The sequence below is a fragment of the Pseudomonas sp. PF05 genome (assembly GCF_056521845.1).
Window position 1 is genome coordinate 19866 of sequence record NZ_JBWLPW010000002.1, and the last position, 15948, is coordinate 35813.

Sequence of the window (15948 nt, forward strand, 5' to 3'; positions counted from 1 at the left end):
GGCACTCGGAAAATTCCATCGAATTTCCAGATGGTTAAATTGATGCCGCCCAGGCTCAAGCTCGGGGCAACGGAAATATTTGCAACCAGCCGGAACTCACGGCAAGGAACCAAACCCGGTTACCCTTCTCCAAGGTGAGCTTCAACACCGTAGGCCAGGGATCAAAGGCGACGCAGTGCGGCATCAACAAAAGGCACAACATGAAAAACACCGCCAGGGTGCTGTTCATTGCAGCCCTCGCCATCGGTTTGTCGGGCTGCATTGGCGCGCCCATCGAACTGACGCCGCAAACCGAGCAACGCTTGCGTGAACAACCTCCGATCCGTTTCCTGCTGACATTCGATGATGGGCCCAGCGCCTCGTCTATCTGGAACCCTAGCCTGGAGGTGCTCGACGCACTCGCAGACAACCCGGTACAGCCCGGTATCAAGGCGGTGTTTTTCCTGCAGACCCGCGCCCCCCGTGCCGGTGGCAGTGACATTGGCCGCTCGATAATGCGCCGTCAACAGCAGGAAGGCCATGTGCTGGGCTTTCATACGGCGACCCATTGGCACAGTAACCACCGGTTCCTCAAACCTGATGAGCTGGAACAATCGCTTGCCCATGGCGCAAGCGATATCGCCTCCATCACAGGTGCGCCGCCGACCTTGGTAAGGCCGCCATTCTGGAGCTTCGACAGGCGCACTTCCGCCGCCTACCGACAACATGGCTTGCACATTCTGTTGACCGACTTGAGCGCAAATGACGGCAAAGTCTGGGGCATCACGATGAGCCCGCGGCGGCGGATCAACCTGACCCGGCAACTCTCCGAAGTGCGCGAGCGCATTGCCGCCGGGCAATTGCCGGTGGTCGATGGGGTCATTCCGGTGGTGGTGACGTTTCACGACATCAACCGTTACACCGCCCGGCATGCCCGCGAATACCTGCAAATCCTGCTCGACAGTGCCAAGGCTACCGGCGTGAGGACTGCCGCCAAGCCGTTCTATGATGACCACCAGGCACTGGCGAGAGCGGCCTTGGCTCGGACGGTCGACCACAGCACAGAGCCCGTGCATCTGCCGGGGCTGTGGGATTGGTTGTGGGATTCGGATTCGCACTGATGCGCCACGAATGCGGCGGGTGACGCGACGTTCGGTTGGCCGCCCTGGGCAATCAGCGTGTATGGTAGGCCGTGCACCCTTGGTTAAAGTCGGAGGTGACCAATGAGTACTGCGATGCTGACGAAAATGCACATCAACGGTTATGACGTGCTTAGCGTAAACAGCGGTCCCTGGAGGGTCTGTACCCAGGCTGACCGGTTGGGTTCCTTTGCTTCCCGTGAGGAAGCCCTGGCCTACGCTGCCGCGTTGCCAACACGGAGAAACAGTAGCGGCCGGCCTGTGAACACAAAATAGGTGGTGGGCGGTGCATCCAATCTCTCGGTGACAGGTACACCCCCATCGCGAGCAAGCTCGCTCCCACAGCGTTTCGAGTGTTCACCAAAAAAAACCTGTGGGAGCGATGGGGTCAGCCTGGGCCCATCACGGTGATCAGACGCGTGCCAATTCCAGCGGGACTTCCAGGGTAAACAGAGCGCCTTGCCCCGGTCCGTCGCTATGAACATAAAGACGGCCATTCATTTCAACCGCTGCCAGAGCGCAGCTGTGCAGGCCAAACCCATGGCCGTCCTTGCGGGTCGTGAAACCGTGGTTGAAGATGCGCGCCAGGTTCTGTGCAGAAATGCCTTCGCCTCGGTCCTTGACGCTGAGGCAGAGCGTTGTTTCGTCGAGGATGCGGATCCCCAGGGTGATTTCCCGCGGGTGCTCGCTGATGTGCGACATCGCGAATTTGGCGTTGCTGATCAGGTTGATCAGGATCAGCAGCAACCGGTGCTTGTCCCCCATGATCGCAGGAACGTCCTGATAGTCCTTGATGACGGTGACATGATGTCGACTGAGCGCGCCCGAGTTCATGCGTAGCGCATCTTCGAACAGATCGCTGACATTGAGCGGTTCGATCAGCCTGGCGGCTCCTGCATAGGTTTGTTGAGTGGTGACGATTTCCTTGATGTGATCGATGCTCTTGGTCAACTGTGCCAGCTCATCGATAAGCACTGCCTGTTCCGCGGCGATGGAGTCGACCAGTTCGTTGAAATAACGCGGTAGCAACCGGCCTTTTTCATCAAGGGTGATGAACTGGCCAAGATCCTCGGCATGCTCATTCATCATTTTGACCGCTTTGGTGAGCCCAACGGTCTTGCTGTTCCTCAACTTGCGGGTCACGACCTCGGCTGAAATATTCACGCTGTTGAGCACATTCCCGACATTGTGCAGCACGTTCGTGGCAATCTCGGCCATGCCTGCCATGCGGGCCGCATCCACCAATTCGCGTTCGGCCTCCTTCAGCTCTCGGGTACGCTCCTGCACGCGTTCCTCGAGTCGTTCATTGGACGTTTGCAGTTGCTGGTTGATCTGATTGATGACGGCGTAACTGCGAACCAGCCGCACCGCCAGGTAGATCATCAGAATTGCCATCAGGCCAGCAAGTACGACCAGGTAGATATGATATTGGCGGTCCGTTGCGGCTGTCCTGCGCTGTGTCTCGTTCAACAGCTCATTGATGCTATCCAGTTCCTGGGCAACCGGAATGACGCTGATGCGATCGAGCAGGTCATTGACGACAGGTTGTTCCTGGACGATGGTCTTGACGTGCTGGGTCAAGGTAGTGAAGGGCGTCTGATAGGTCGGGGGCAACTGATCGATGTAGGGTTCCAGCTCGGTTAATTTGCCTTGCACTTCCCGGGCTTTTTCAGAGGTGACATAAAGCGCGAACTCCAGTGTCGTCAGGGTCAATTCAAGCACATTGGACGCTGCGGTCAGGCGCTCCATGGGGCTTTCTATGCTCATCTCCTTGAGCTGCGTTTGAATTTCGTCTTCAACCAGCGGCAGCGCATCCAGGGACGTGCGTAGATTGGCGTTGTGCTGTTCGAATTGCTCTACCAAAAAGGTCTTGTTCTTGACGGCGTCCACATAACCCTTGCGCCTGGATGCCCAAAGCGCCGCCAAGGGGCCGGAGTTATTGAGTCGTTCCAGCTGCTGCCAGCGACTGTCCGCCTCTGCCGGCGGGGCCAGTGACAGGTTGTTGTTGACGCCGATCTTCTTCCTGAGGATCTTGCCGTTCCAGTTCGCGTCGGCCTGCTTGAGTTGTCGGATGAAGTCACGAGATTCGAAATAGGTCGATGAGTCGTACGTGTATGACTTGATTAAAAAGAATATCAGGGCAGAAAACACGACAAACGCGACGGCCAGCAGGGCGGGCCATTTATATTTTTTAATAATGGTGGTCACTCTACTCTCCTGTTCAGGGGGCTTGTCGAAGGAGTCGGTGAATTTTCGAGGGGAGGGAGGGGCTCAAGGCGTGAGCCGAAGGGGGAAAAAGGAAATTGTCGTACGGTTTGTCGTGCCGGTCTGTTTTTGCCTGGGTACACGTTGGGCTCCCTGCTAACGATGAACGTCGGGTTCATGGCTGAGTGTAGCGCTAACGAGCGGGGCACTTTGCAGCGAAAATGCGCCGAAGTGGAGCAGGCGCGGCCGGGCAGGCCGCGCCGGTGGCATTACTTGATGTCGATGAAGGGCAGGGCGCCGTTTGGCAGCACGGTGGTTGGCAAGACGCCGTTCCAGCGCTCGGCCTTGGTCAGTTCCACCAGATTCTGGTTGCTGGCCAGGGCCTGGGCCCGTGCCTTGATGGCTTCGGCTTCGGCTTTGCCGCGCAACTCGGTAGCCAGTGCGTCTGCCTTGGCCTGCGCCACTTGCGAATCGGCCTCCGCCTGGGCCTGAGTCACACGAATCTGTGCTTGCACCTGTTCGGTGGCGAGTTGCTGCTCGCGGGTCTTGACCTGGACTTCCGCAGCCATGCGCGCTTCGATGGCTTTTTCATAGGCGTCGCTGAAGTCGATGTTTTCGACCTGGACGCTGTCGATGATCACCGGCCCGGTAATGCTGGCCTTGATCGCTGTGGAAATATCGTTGACCAGTTGGACGCGGTTCTGCACGGCAGCCACGGCGTTGAACTTGCCGAATACGTTTTCCACTTGTGTCGGCACCTGGCGGCTGATCATCCGGTCGCGGATGCCTTCAAGATCCTTGAACTGGGTATAGACCTTCGCTACATCGGAAGGCGCAATATGCCAGGACACGGACACCTTGAGCTGGGCGGACTGTTGGTCCTTGCTGTAGGCCTGGAGGTCTTCATAAGCCGTGACTTGGCTCTGGACACTGATCAGGCGTACCGACTCGATAAATGGCATCTTGAAGGACAGGCCCGGTTCAATCACCCCGACCAGCGCCCCGTTGCGCAGCAGTACGCCACGCTCGGTTTCGTCGACCGTGTACCAGCTGCCAAAGAAGACGCACAACAGGAGAATGCCCACGATTGCAGCAACGATGGAGCCGATGGTTTTACGGGTCACTTTTCTTTCCTTGAGTGGCTGGATGGGGTTTGCCATAGCTGCGTCCAGTGTTGAAGCTGCATCGGTATTGCGAATGCCAGACACGAAAAAGCCCTGAATAATCAGGGCTTTAACGTTAGAAGATGGCGGAGGCGATGGGATTCGAACTCATGGACCTGTTACAGTCGACGGTTTTCAAGACCGTTGCCTTAAACCACTCGGCCACACCTCCGTATTGCGTTGCGGGCGCCATAATACCCGAATGAAACACACTGTCAAACTCTCTACGTAGCTTGTTACAGAGCGTCTGTTATGATCCTTGCCACTGAATGTTTCAAAACCGGAGGAGTGTCGCCATGCGCGAACAGGATTACGCAGTGAACAACGTGCAGGCTGAGCAGCTAGAGGTTAGCCGCGTCCTGCGCAACACTTATGGCTTGCTGGCACTCACACTCGCTTTCAGCGGTGTGATGGCCTACGTCGCACAACAGATGCGGGTGGGTTACCCGAACATCTTCGTCGTGCTGATCGGTTTCTACGGCCTTTTCTTCCTCACCAACAAACTCCGTGATTCGGCCTGGGGCCTGGTGTCGGCTTTCGCCCTGACCGGCTTCATGGGCTTTTTGCTCGGCCCGATCCTCAATCGCTACCTGCAAATGCAGGGTGGCGCTGAAGTGGTCAGCTCGGCCTTCGCAATGACCGCATTGGTGTTCGGTGGCCTGTCGGCCTACGTGCTGATTTCCCGCAAGGACATGAGCTTCCTGGGTGGTTTCATCACCGCAGGCTTCTTTGTCCTGCTGGGGGCAGTGCTGGCCAGCTTCTTCTTCCAGATCAGCGGCCTGCAACTGGCGATCAGCGCCGGCTTCGTGCTGTTCTCGTCGGTCTGCATCCTGTACCAGACCAGCGCCATCATCCATGGCGGCGAGCGTAACTACATCATGGCTACCATCAGCCTGTATGTATCGATCTACAACCTGTTCGTCAGCCTGCTGCAGCTGTTTGGCCTGATGGGTCGCGACGACTGATTGCATTGGCGATGAGTGAGAAGCCCGCTTCGGCGTGATGCTGTTCACATAGAAACAACGGCGTTTTTCAGAAATGAAAAGCGCCGTTTTTTTGGTTTTTTAGGTGCGTTTTTGGGGGGTATATCCATTTCTGCGGTAACGGCGGCTGGCGGTTTCGCTCCTACAGCGGCTCACTTTTGCGCTTCTCAAAAGTGAGCCGCCGTTGGGCGGAACCCTAAGCCGCCGTTACCGCAGAAATGGATATACACACCAACGCAAAAAAACCGAGCCCTCTCAAAAAAAACGGCACCTCCCCTTGGAAAAAGGGAGGTGCCGCTTTTGGAGCGTGGGTGAGCGGATTGCCACATGAAGTGGACTTAAGAGGCAAACCGCCGCAATCCCACTGGTGGCACGAAGGCTTCCAGTTCGGCCTCCACCGCCTCGATTATTCGTTCAACATCCGGGGCATTCATCACAGTCGCGCAGGGGATACCCGCAATGGCGATCATGGTCTCGCCGCTGGCACGGTCAAACAGCCGGGCAACCATACTGCCAGGCGCATCCATGCTCGCTTCGAATCCCATGGGATGGAAGTGCCAGCGCATCAACTGGCAAGCGTTGGGGAACGTAACCTTGCTGAAAGATCCTTTATTCATGTGTTGCCCGCCTTCTTCAATCGAGCGCTTCCTTTTGCTCATGTCAGGAAGGAAGAGCCATCATGGCTCTACCAGTGAGAACTAAAAATAGCACCTGAAAATGAAGCTCATGTGGATTTTTTCAGTCCGTTTTGCGATTGGTTCACTTTTTTTGATCTGGATCACGACTTAAGCGGCAATCTTCAAAATGCCATTACGCTTGGTTGGGATTGCCCTGGGGTATGGACAAAGGCTCTGGCACACGGCATTTCCAAGCGATGAACTGGGCCAGGATCATCATTGCCAGGGCAACGGCGAAGGTTGTGTGCAGACCGTTCGTCACGTCCTCGGGGCTTGCGCGGGTGATGTCATTCGTCGCCGCTGCGGCCGCAAACACTGCGCCGAGCACGGAAGCTCCGGTGAAGAAACCCAAGTTGCGTGACAGGTTGAGCAGACCGGCGATGACGCCTCGCCTCTGGGCAGCCACATTGGCCATGACTGCCGTGTTGTTGGCTGTCTGGAAGAACGCGTAGCCCAGGGTCGTCACCACGATGGCCGTAAGGTAGCCGACGATGCCAAGGGCAGGGGGAACCAGCGACAGCATCAGGCAGCCGAGGGCCATGGTCGCCAGGCCGGCGAGCCGCATGGGCTGCACGCCGAAGCGATCCGTCAGGCGTCCGGCAGGCACCCCGGTCAGCGCCGCGACGGACGGCCCCGCGGCCAGCACCAGCCCCACGAAGGCCGCTGGCAGTCCGAGGGTGATGGACAAGTAAAAAGGCCCGACCAGCAGCGTCGCCATCATGACCGTCGCGACCAGCGCGCTCGTCGCCAGGCCTGAGACCAATGATTTGTCGCGAAACACTGTCAAGGGAATCAGCGGCGATACGGCCCGGGACTGGGACCGAATGAACAGTCCGCCGCCCACGAGCGCGATCAGCAGCAGTGCAATATTCAGTCCGCCAAAGCTCCCGCGCCCGGAGGTCATGGCCAAGGCATAGGCGGCGAGCGTCATTGCCAACAGCAATGTACCGGTTACATCGAAGCGGGTTTTTGCGGGCTTCGGCGGTACTTCACCCGCCGGGATCGAGTACCACGCCAGCCCTAGCGTCAGCAGGCCAAGGGGTATGTTGATCAGGAACAAGGCTGGCCAACCGAACCCGCTGATCAACATGCCACCAACGGACGGCCCAAGGGCTGTGCCCACCGCCGACAGCGTTGCCAGCAGGCCCATGGCGCTGCCGGCTTTTTCCTGAGCGACTGTTTCGCCGACCAGGGCCAACGTCAGCGTCATCATGATGGCGGCCCCCAGGCCTTGCAGCGCCCGACCTGCGACCAGCAGCCAAAGCGAGGGCGCCAGGCCGCATACCGCCGATGCCAAGGTGAACAGGGCGATACCGGCCAACAGCAGCTTGCGCCGGCCCATCAAGTCTCCCAAGCGACCGACACTGACAATCAGCGTAGTGATTGCCAGCAGATAGGCCAGCACCACCCATTGGACCTGCTGGAAAGAGGCGCCGAGCGCCTGGGCCAGCGTCGGCAGTGCCACTGCGGCCACACTGGCACCAAGGGCGGCCAGCAGCGTCGAGAGCGCAAGGCTGGCCAGGGCCCAGCGGGGTGAAAAGAGCCGGTGTGCGGTCGCGGTTGCCGGCCGGTTTGGTTGCGTGTTGATAGGGTTCATCGTGTCACCTGTATCCGTGGCGCTCGAAAACGGAGCTGTCAGAACGTTACGCCTGGGCATAACATGGCGGAAGGCGCAGCATTTGCACGTTATAGCTGCAACAAACGCCATCTATTCAATTCGAGATACCACCATGTCCTCGCCTGACCTCAATCTGCTCGTCACCCTTGATGTGCTGCTCTCGGAAGGCAGCGTGGCCCGGGCCGCCCGGCGGCTGCGGCTCAGCCCGTCGGCCATGAGCCGGGCGCTGGCGCGGTTGCGTGAGACTACCGGTGACCCGCTGTTGGTTCGGGCCGGGCGAGGGCTGGTGCCGACGCCCCGCGCGCTGGAGTTGCGCGAACAGGTCAGCCACCTGGTGCAGCAGGCCCAGGCGGTGCTGCGGCCAGTGATGACCCCGGATCTTGGGCGCCTGAGCCGAACGTTCACGTTGCGCACCCGTGAGGGGTTCGTGGAAAACTTTGCCATAGATCTGATCACCCGCATCCACGAGCAAGCGCCCGGCGTGCGGCTGCGTTTCGTGGAAAAGACCGACCGGGACAGCACGGCGCTGCGCGAAGGTTCCGCGGACTTGGAGACCGCCGTCGTGGACAAGGACACCAGCCCGGAACTGCGAACCCAGGCGTTGTTCAACGACCGCTTGATTGGCGTGGTGCGCGCGGGTCACCCGCTGAGCCAGGCAGGGGTGAGCGCCACCGGTTATGCCGCTGGTGGGCATGTCGGTGTCTCGATGCGCGGCCTGGATCATGGCCTCATCGACCAGGCCCTGGCGACGTTGAACTTGTCCCGGGAAATCGTCACCACCGTGCCAGGCTTTTCCTCGGCGCTGGGGCTGGCCCGCGCCAGTGACCTGATTGCCAGCGTTCCGGAACGCTACACCGGGAGCCTGCGGGTTGGCCTGCACAGCTTTGCGCTGCCGTTTGCGGTGCCTGGGTTCACGATCGCCATGCTGTGGCATCCGCGGATGGACGCCGACCCTGTGCATCGCTGGCTTCGAGGCTGTCTGCGGGAAGTGTGCGCCCGTAAATCGGTAGAGGTTTAGTCGTTATTAATTAATAGCACTTCGCTGGCACTTAGTTGGCGAAAGTGCGACGCCATCCGCAAATTGCTAGTTATCGATATTTAATATTTAAATAGAATTTTGTCCGACAATCTGTAACTCGGGCAGTTCAATGGGCGCATTAAAGAGGCAGAAACCTATTGTTTATGGGCGTTAAAGGGCTGACCACGAAATTATGCGAAAAAATTGCTAGACGTTTGATTTCCAATTGTGTCAGGTTTCTTACGTCCTCATTGGGCGAGTGATAGGACGATCTCGCCAGAGATTGCCTGTCTGACTAGAACTGTTCCATTTGCAAACAAGGAAGTGTGTTTATGTCGAAAGTCAAAAGCAGCGCTATTGATTCTGCCGAACAACTCCTTTGGGCGCCGCAATCATTGGCGGCTCCCAGTAATGCGTTCAACCAGATCAATAGTTTCAGCCACCAATACGACCGGGGCGGTAACCTGACCGTCAACGGTAAACCGTCGTACTCCGTCGACGAGGCGGCCACGCAGTTGTTGCGCGACGGTGCGGCTTACCAGGACCGGGATGGCAGCGGCAAGATCGAGCTGACCTACACCTTCCTGACGTCCGCCTCTTCCAGCACCCTGTACAAACATGGGATCAGCGGCTTCAGCCAGTTCAGTGCACAGCAGAAAGGCCAAGCGGCCCTGGCCATGCAATCCTGGGCGGACGTCGCCAACGTTACCTTCACTGAAAGAGCCAGCGGCGGCGACGGTCACATGACCTTCGGCAACTACAGCAGCGGGCAGGACGGCGCGGCGGCATTCGCTTATCTGCCGGGGACCGGCGCCGGCTATGACGGGACCTCCTGGTACCTGATCAACAACAGCTACACCCAGAACAAGAACCCGGGCCTGAACAACTACGGTCGCCAGACCCTGACCCACGAAATCGGTCATACCCTCGGCCTGGCCCACCCGGGTGACTACAACGCGGGCGAAGGCAGCCCGACCTACGATGACGCCACGTATGGCCAGGACACCCGTGGCTACAGCATCATGAGCTACTGGAGCGAAAGCAATACCGACCAGAACTTCAGCAAGGGTGGCGTCGAAGCCTATGCCTCCGGCCCACTGATGGATGACATCGCGGCCATCCAGAAACTCTATGGTGCCAACACCACGACCCGTACTGGCGATTCGACCTACGGTTTCAACTCCAACACCGGTCGCGATTTTCTCAGTGCGTATTCGTCCTCGGACAAGGTGGTGTTTTCGGTATGGGACGCGGGCGGACGTGACACCCTGGATTTCTCCGGCTTCACCCAGAACCAGAAAATCAACCTCAATGACGCCTCGTTTTCCGACGTGGGCGGCATGGTCGGCAACGTGTCCATCGCCCAGGGTGCCGTCATCGAAAACGCCATCGGCGGCTCGGGCAGCGATCTGCTGATCGGCAACACCGTGGCCAACGAGCTCAAGGGCGGCGCGGGCAACGATATCCTTTGGGGCGGCGGCGGTGCAGACAAACTCTGGGGTGGCTCGGGGTCGGACACGTTCGTGTTCGCCGCCAGTTCCGATTCGCGACCGGGGGCGACGGACCAGATCCTCGATTTCGTCAGCGGCCTGGACAAGATCGACCTGACCGGTATCACCAAGGGCGCAGGCCTGCACTTCGTAAGCGCCTTCAGCGGTGCGGCGGGCGATGCGGTGTTGTCGACATCGGGTGGCAACAGCCTGTTGTCGGTGGACTTCTCCGGGCACGGCGTAGCCGACTTCCTGGTCAGCACCGTTGGCCAGGCAGCGGTCTCGGATATCGTGGCCTAATGCCAAAACTCCTGTAGGAACTGTCGAGCGGAGCGAGGCTGCGATCTTTCCCCTACCACTTGAGTCTCAAGCGAAAAGATCGCAGCCTCGCTTCGCTCGACAGCTCCTACAGGACCTCGGCGAGGGTGAAGGACATGCGTCGGAAATTCATGCCCAGTAGCGCTCAAGTAACCACCGGGTTGCTCGCTACGCTGATGATGTTTTGTGGAGAAGTCGCCATGGCGCGCAGCCTGTTGTTAGCAGATCCCTCGCAGTTGGCCGGTCAGTGGCAGGCCGTTCTGTCGAGCCCGCAGGACGATGCGCAAACCCGGACGATGCAGGACAAACCGTCCAACAGGTGCCTCGTCGAACTCAAGGTGGACCAGACCCTGGGCGGGCAAACCGATTGCCTGGGCCAGTGGCTGGGGGATGAGCCGGTTCGTTGGTTCACCGAGCCCGACGGTCTTTCCCTGATCGGTAAACAAAATTCCAGGACTCACTTGGGGCTGCGTCAGGGAGGTCATTATCAAATGACGCTGAAGTCCGGTTTGATACTCAGGCTTGAGCGCAATAAGTCCCAGAGTGCTCATTAACGAGTGAGTGCAGTTGAGTCTTGATCGAAGTGCGCTTGTTTAAACAGGCGTGCGTTTCGGTGTGGACTGAATCGAAAAACAAAGATTGGTAAGTTGAATAACGGCCAGTTTGCTGGCGAAGCCAACAGCAAGGATGATCATGAATAGGGTAAGGAGCGTTGCCGCGGCGCCGCTGTTTAAGGCGCTGGGCGATTATAAAAATATTCTGATAAGTGTTGGATGTTTCACCGCACTGATTAATGTGCTGATGCTTGCGCCTTCGATTTATATGCTCCAAGTGTATGACCGCGGGTTGTCATCACAGAACGAGACCACGCTGGCGATGCTGTCATTGATGGTCGTCGGTTTCTTCCTATTCATCGGGCTGCTGGAAATGGTACGCAGCTTCGTGGTCATCCGCATCGGCAGCCAATTGGAGAGACGTTTCAATCTCCAGGTGTACAAGGCCGCGTTCGAGCGCAATCTGCGCCAGGGGGAAGGCAACGCCGGGCAATCGCTGGGCGACCTCACGCATATTCGTCAATTCCTCACCGGGCCGGCGCTGTTCGCTTTCTTCGACGCACCGTGGTTTCCCATCTATCTGCTGGTGATCTACCTGTTCAACGTGTGGCTCGGCGTGTTTGCCTCCGTCGGCACGTTGCTGCTGATCGGCCTGGCCTGCCTGAACGAGGCCATGACCAAAAAAGCCTTGGGACAGGCCAGCGTCTACTCACAACAGTCCAGCCAACTGGCTACCAGCCATTTGCACAACGCCGAAACGATCCAGGCCATGGGCATGCTCGGGGCGCTGCGCAGCCGCTGGTTCGCCGTGCACTCACGGTTTCTCGGCCTGCAAAACCAGGCCAGCGATACCGGTGCGGTGATCAGCTCCTTGAGCAAGACCCTGCGCCTGTGCCTGCAATCGCTGGTGCTGGGGTTGGGGGCACTGCTGGTAATCAAGGGCGACATGACCGCCGGGATGATGATTGCCGGCTCGATCCTGATGGGACGGGTATTGAGTCCCATCGACCAGTTGATCGCCGTATGGAAGCAGTGGAGCGGCGCCAAGCTGGCTTACCGGCGTCTCGATGCGCTGTTACAGGCGTTTGCGCCTCAGGATGACGGCATGACGCTGCCAGCGCCCAAGGGCCAGGTGAGCTTCGAACACGTGAGCGCAGGGCCGCCGGGGCAGCGTAACGCAACGTTGCAGCAGGTCAGCTTCAGCTTGGCTGCCGGGGAAGTGCTTGGCGTGCTGGGGGCCTCGGGGTCGGGCAAGTCCACCCTGGCCCGAGTCCTGGTGGGCGTGTGGCCGGCCCTCGCGGGTGCGGTGCGCCTCGACGGGGCCGATATTCATCGCTGGAATCGCGAGCAACTCGGCCCGCACATCGGCTATCTGCCCCAGGACATCGAGCTGTTCAGCGGCAGCATTGCCGAGAACATCGCCCGGTTTCGCCAGGCCGATCCGCAAAAAGTCGTCGCCGCCGCGCAGCAGGCCGGGGTCCATGAGCTGATCCTGCGCCTGCCCCAGGGCTATGACACGGTGCTGGGGGAGGACGGCGGTGGTTTATCCGGCGGGCAGAAACAACGGGTTGCGCTGGCCCGGGCGATGTACGACCGGCCGAGCCTGGTGGTGCTCGACGAACCCAACTCCAACCTCGACACCGTTGGCGAAGCGGCGCTCGCCAATGCCATTGCGCAGATGAAGGCCCAGGGCACCAGCGTCGTGTTGGTCACTCATCGCTCCTCGGCACTGGCCCAGGCCGACAAATTGCTGGTGCTCGACGAAGGCCGGCTACAAGCCTTCGGCCCGAGCCAGCAAGTGTTGCGGGCGCTTTCCGGCCAGTCGGACTCGCAGGGCAACGCGGCGCGCAGCTCACCGCCACACAGCCCCCAGGCGACTCCCAACGGAATAAGCATGAGTCGCCAGTACCAGGCCGCCAGCAAACCCGGTGGCGCATGAGCAAGGATCGCGACATGAATCTTGAACATTCTCAGGACGTTGAGCACCCGGAGCGCGACGCTCGTTTCTTCACGCGCATGGGCTGGGCACTGGCGCTTGTTGGCGCGGGCAGTTTTTTCACCTGGGCCAGCCTGGCGCCGCTGGACCAGGGCATCCCCGTGCAGGGCACCGTGGTGGTTTCAGGTAAGCGCAAGGCGGTGCAGTCGATGAGCAGCGGCGTGGTCAACCGAATCCTGGTACGCGAAGGCGAAGCGGTGAAGCAGGGCCAGCCGTTGTTTCGCCTGGACCAGACCCAGGCTGCCGCCGATGTGCAATCGCTGCAGGCGCAGTACCGGATGACCTGGGCGAGCCTGGCGCGCTGGCAAAGCGAGCGGGACAATCTGTTGCAGGTGAGTTTCCCGGCTGAGCTGAGTCGTGACCCCGATCCGCGCCTGGCCCTGGTGCTGGAAGGCCAGCGACAACTGTTCAGCAGCCGCCGCGAAGCTTTCGCCCGGGAGCAGGCGGCGTTGCGCGCCAGCATCGAAGGGGCTGCGGCGCAATTGGCGGGCATGCGCCGGGCCCGCAGCGACTTGACCGCCCAGGCCGAATCCCTGCGCCTGCAACTGGGCAACCTGCAACCCTTGGCCGACAACGGCTACATCCCGCGCAACCGGTTGCTGGACTATCAACGCCAGCTGTCGCAAGTGCAGCAGGAACTGGCGCAGAACAGCGGCGAAAGCGGGCGGGTGGAGCAAGGGATCGTCGAGTCGCGCCTGAAGTTGCAGCAGCACAACGAGGAATACCAGAAAGAGGTACGCAGCCAGTTGGCCGACGCCCAGCTCAAGAGCGAAACCCTGCAACAGCAACTGAAATCCGCCGGCTTCGAGCTGCAACACAGCGAAATCCTCGCCACCGCCGATGGCATCGCCGTGAACTTGGGTGTGCACACCGAGGGCGCGGTGGTGCGCCAGGGCGACACCTTGCTGGAAATCGTGCCCCAGGGCGCGCGGCTGGAGGTGGAAGGGCACTTGCCGGTGCACCTGGTCGACAAGGTCGGCCCGCATTTGCCGGTGGACATTCTGTTTACCGCCTTCAACCAGAACCGCACGCCAAGGGTGCCGGGGGAGGTCAGCTTGATTTCTGCCGATCAGATGCTCGATGAGAAAACCGGCGCGCCGTATTACGTCTTGCGCAGCAGTGTCAGCGACGTGGCGATGGACAAGCTCAACGGCCTGGTGATCAAGCCCGGCATGCCGGCCGAGATGTTCGTGCGCACGGGCGAGCGCTCGTTGCTCAACTACTTGTTCAAACCGCTGCTCGACCGAGCCGGCTCTGCGTTGACCGAAGAATAAGGATGTCCGGCGGTATGAAGCGTTTCCATTGGTTGGCCGTACTGGCCGTTTCCGTGTGCAACAACGCCTGGGCCATGGGGCCCTTCGAGGTCTATGAGCAGGCCCTGCGCAATGACCCGGTCTACCTGGGCGCGATCAAGGAGCGTGATGCGGGCCTGGAAAACCGCGCCATTGGCCGCGCCGGGCTGTTGCCGCACCTGGGCTACAGCTACAACAAGGGTCGCAACCAATCCAAGGTCACGTACCTCAACGATCGCGGGGCCAGCCAGCATGACGATCGCAACTACAGCAGCTACGGCTCCAGCCTGACGCTGCAACAACCGCTGCTGGACTACGAGGCGTACGCGGCCTACCGCAAGGGCGTGGCCCAGGCGTTGTTCGCTGATGAAAGTTTTCGTGGCAAGAGCCAGGAGCTGCTGGTGCGGGTGCTCAGTCATTACACCCAGGCGTTGTTCGCCCAGGACCAGATCGACATTGCCCAGGCCAAGAAAAAGGCGTTCGAGCAGCAATTTCGCCAGAACGAACATCTGTTTCGCCAGGGCGAAGGTACGCGCACCGACATCCTCGAGGCCGAGTCGCGTTACGAGCTGGCAACCGCCGAAGAAATCGAGGCCCGCAACGAGCAAGACGCGTCCTTGCGCGAGCTTGGCGCACTGATTGGCGTTCCGACCCTGAATATCGGTGACCTTGAACCCCTGAACGACAGCTTCCAGACCTTTACCCTGCAGCCGGCCAGTTTCGACACTTGGCACGAGCTGGCGGTGAGCAACAACCCCAGCCTGGCGTCCCAGCGCCAAGCGGTGGACGTGGCGCGTTTCGAGGTGGAGCGAAACCGCGCCGGGCACCTGCCCAAGATCAGTGCCTACGCAACGATGCGCCAGAACGAGTCGGAAAGTGGCAACACCTACAACCAGCGCTACGACACCAACACCATCGGCCTGGAAGTCAGCGTGCCGCTGTACGCCGGTGGCGGGGTCTCGGCGTCGACCCGCCAGGCCAGCCGCAACATGGAACAGGCCGAATACGAGTTGGATGCCAAGACCCGCGAGACGCTGATCGAACTGCGTCGCCAGTTCAGCGCCTGCGTGTCCGGGGTGAACAAACTGCGCGCCTACCAGAAGGCCCTGAGTTCCGCCGAAGCGCTGGTGGTCTCGACCCGGCAAAGCATCCTGGGCGGCGAGCGGGTCAACCTCGACGCGCTCAATGCCGAGCAACAGCTCTACACCACTCGCCGCGACCTGGCCCAGGCCCGTTACGACTACCTCATGGCCTGGACCAAGCTGCATTACTACGCCGGCACCTTGGGCGCGCAGGACTTGGCGAAGGTGGATGAGGCGTTTGTGTCCCGGGGGCCAATTCAATGATCGGCGCGTTGCTTTTGTGGCCAAAGATTGCTGCCGCTGTGTTCTGTAGGAGCTGGCGAAGCCTGCGATCTTTTGATTTTGATCTTGAGACTCAAGTGTTAGGGGAAAGATCGCAGCCTCGTTGCACTCGGCAGCTCCTACAGGCGCGCCAGGCGGTGCAGCTTCGCTAA

The 15948-nt window shown here is 59.9% G+C and carries 13 protein-coding genes and 1 tRNA gene; 9 read left to right on the forward strand and 5 right to left on the reverse strand.

From position 1 onward, the window contains the following. The first annotated feature begins 200 nt into the window (after nt 1-200). Nucleotides 201-1100, forward strand: a complete 900-nt coding sequence (locus tag AC09SL_RS05210) for a polysaccharide deacetylase family protein (protein ID WP_058545992.1) — start codon at nt 201-203, stop codon at nt 1098-1100. Nucleotides 1101-1202: 102 nt separating this feature from the next. Continuing rightward, the gene (locus AC09SL_RS05215) at nt 1203-1394 is read left to right on the forward strand and encodes a DUF2188 domain-containing protein (RefSeq protein ID WP_081264414.1); all 192 of its coding nucleotides are present in this window, start codon (nt 1203-1205) and stop codon (nt 1392-1394) included. Between the two features lie 135 nt (nt 1395-1529). On the opposite strand, the gene AC09SL_RS05220 is transcribed toward AC09SL_RS05215, so the two are convergent. The 3 genes from AC09SL_RS05220 to AC09SL_RS05230 all read right to left on the reverse strand — a co-directional run bounded on the left by AC09SL_RS05220 (nt 1530) and on the right by AC09SL_RS05230 (nt 4658). Next, nucleotides 1530-3326: a DAHL domain-containing protein gene (locus AC09SL_RS05220; RefSeq protein ID WP_058545991.1), complete on the reverse strand. Its 1797-nt coding sequence runs from the start codon at nt 3324-3326 to the stop codon at nt 1530-1532. A 266-nt stretch (nt 3327-3592) separates the two neighbouring features. Continuing rightward, nucleotides 3593-4447: a prohibitin family protein gene (locus AC09SL_RS05225; protein ID WP_081264418.1), complete on the reverse strand. Its 855-nt coding sequence runs from the start codon at nt 4445-4447 to the stop codon at nt 3593-3595. A gap of 123 nt (nt 4448-4570) precedes the next feature. Beyond that, nucleotides 4571-4658: transfer RNA gene (locus AC09SL_RS05230), tRNA-Ser, on the reverse strand. Between the two features lie 124 nt (nt 4659-4782). Between AC09SL_RS05230 and AC09SL_RS05235 the strand changes: the two genes are divergently transcribed. Next, on the forward strand, nt 4783-5451 hold the full coding sequence (locus tag AC09SL_RS05235) for a Bax inhibitor-1/YccA family protein (protein ID WP_058544159.1): 669 nt from the start codon (nt 4783-4785) through the stop codon (nt 5449-5451). A 356-nt stretch (nt 5452-5807) separates the two neighbouring features. On the opposite strand, the gene AC09SL_RS05240 is transcribed toward AC09SL_RS05235, so the two are convergent. Together AC09SL_RS05240 and AC09SL_RS05245 are read right to left on the reverse strand one after the other, a co-directional pair. Then, the gene (locus tag AC09SL_RS05240) at nt 5808-6086 is read right to left on the reverse strand and encodes a DUF1652 domain-containing protein (RefSeq protein WP_003201764.1); all 279 of its coding nucleotides are present in this window, start codon (nt 6084-6086) and stop codon (nt 5808-5810) included. A gap of 193 nt (nt 6087-6279) precedes the next feature. Then, a complete protein-coding gene (locus AC09SL_RS05245; RefSeq protein ID WP_058544158.1) occupies nt 6280-7743 on the reverse strand; it encodes an MFS transporter in 1464 nt (487 codons plus the stop codon). A gap of 133 nt (nt 7744-7876) precedes the next feature. Here AC09SL_RS05245 and AC09SL_RS05250 point away from each other — a divergent pair, with 133 nt between their 5' ends. The 6 genes from AC09SL_RS05250 to AC09SL_RS05275 all read left to right on the forward strand — a co-directional run bounded on the left by AC09SL_RS05250 (nt 7877) and on the right by AC09SL_RS05275 (nt 15778). Further along, nucleotides 7877-8782 carry a LysR family transcriptional regulator gene (locus AC09SL_RS05250; protein WP_058544157.1) on the forward strand — a complete coding sequence of 302 codons (906 nt, stop codon included), beginning with the start codon at nt 7877-7879 and terminating at the stop codon, nt 8780-8782. Between the two features lie 332 nt (nt 8783-9114). Then, nucleotides 9115-10572, forward strand: coding sequence for a serralysin family metalloprotease (locus AC09SL_RS05255; RefSeq protein ID WP_058544156.1), 1458 nt, complete (start codon nt 9115-9117; stop codon nt 10570-10572). Between the two features lie 149 nt (nt 10573-10721). Continuing rightward, a complete protein-coding gene (locus AC09SL_RS05260; RefSeq protein WP_058544161.1) occupies nt 10722-11144 on the forward strand; it encodes an AprI/Inh family metalloprotease inhibitor in 423 nt (140 codons plus the stop codon). Between the two features lie 139 nt (nt 11145-11283). Further along, complete coding sequence (locus tag AC09SL_RS05265) at nt 11284-13083, forward strand: type I secretion system permease/ATPase (RefSeq protein WP_064106831.1); 1800 nt, start codon at nt 11284-11286, stop codon at nt 13081-13083. After that, nucleotides 13080-14414: an HlyD family type I secretion periplasmic adaptor subunit gene (locus AC09SL_RS05270; protein ID WP_058542494.1), complete on the forward strand. Its 1335-nt coding sequence runs from the start codon at nt 13080-13082 to the stop codon at nt 14412-14414. The genes AC09SL_RS05265 and AC09SL_RS05270 overlap by 4 nt, the downstream gene beginning before the upstream one ends. Before the next feature lie 14 nt (nt 14415-14428). Then, nucleotides 14429-15778, forward strand: coding sequence for a TolC family outer membrane protein (locus tag AC09SL_RS05275; RefSeq protein WP_058542495.1), 1350 nt, complete (start codon nt 14429-14431; stop codon nt 15776-15778). Nucleotides 15779-15948: the final 170 nt, after the last annotated feature.

Excerpts from the sequence above, each read along its gene's own strand:
- AC09SL_RS05210 (WP_058545992.1), top strand. The coding sequence starts at position 201 with ATGAAAAACACCGCCAGGGTGCTGTTCATTGCAGCCCTCGCCATCGGT.
- AC09SL_RS05215 (WP_081264414.1), top strand. The coding sequence starts at position 1,203 with ATGAGTACTGCGATGCTGACGAAAATGCACATCAACGGTTATGACGTG.
- AC09SL_RS05235 (WP_058544159.1), top strand. The coding sequence starts at position 4,783 with ATGCGCGAACAGGATTACGCAGTGAACAACGTGCAGGCTGAGCAGCTA.
- AC09SL_RS05240 (WP_003201764.1), bottom strand. The coding sequence starts at position 6,086 with ATGAATAAAGGATCTTTCAGCAAGGTTACGTTCCCCAACGCTTGCCAG.
- AC09SL_RS05245 (WP_058544158.1), bottom strand. The coding sequence starts at position 7,743 with ATGAACCCTATCAACACGCAACCAAACCGGCCGGCAACCGCGACCGCA.
- AC09SL_RS05250 (WP_058544157.1), top strand. The coding sequence starts at position 7,877 with ATGTCCTCGCCTGACCTCAATCTGCTCGTCACCCTTGATGTGCTGCTC.
- AC09SL_RS05255 (WP_058544156.1), top strand. The coding sequence starts at position 9,115 with ATGTCGAAAGTCAAAAGCAGCGCTATTGATTCTGCCGAACAACTCCTT.
- AC09SL_RS05260 (WP_058544161.1), top strand. The coding sequence starts at position 10,722 with ATGCCCAGTAGCGCTCAAGTAACCACCGGGTTGCTCGCTACGCTGATG.
- AC09SL_RS05265 (WP_064106831.1), top strand. The coding sequence starts at position 11,284 with ATGAATAGGGTAAGGAGCGTTGCCGCGGCGCCGCTGTTTAAGGCGCTG.
- AC09SL_RS05270 (WP_058542494.1), top strand. The coding sequence starts at position 13,080 with ATGAGCAAGGATCGCGACATGAATCTTGAACATTCTCAGGACGTTGAG.
- AC09SL_RS05275 (WP_058542495.1), top strand. The coding sequence starts at position 14,429 with ATGAAGCGTTTCCATTGGTTGGCCGTACTGGCCGTTTCCGTGTGCAAC.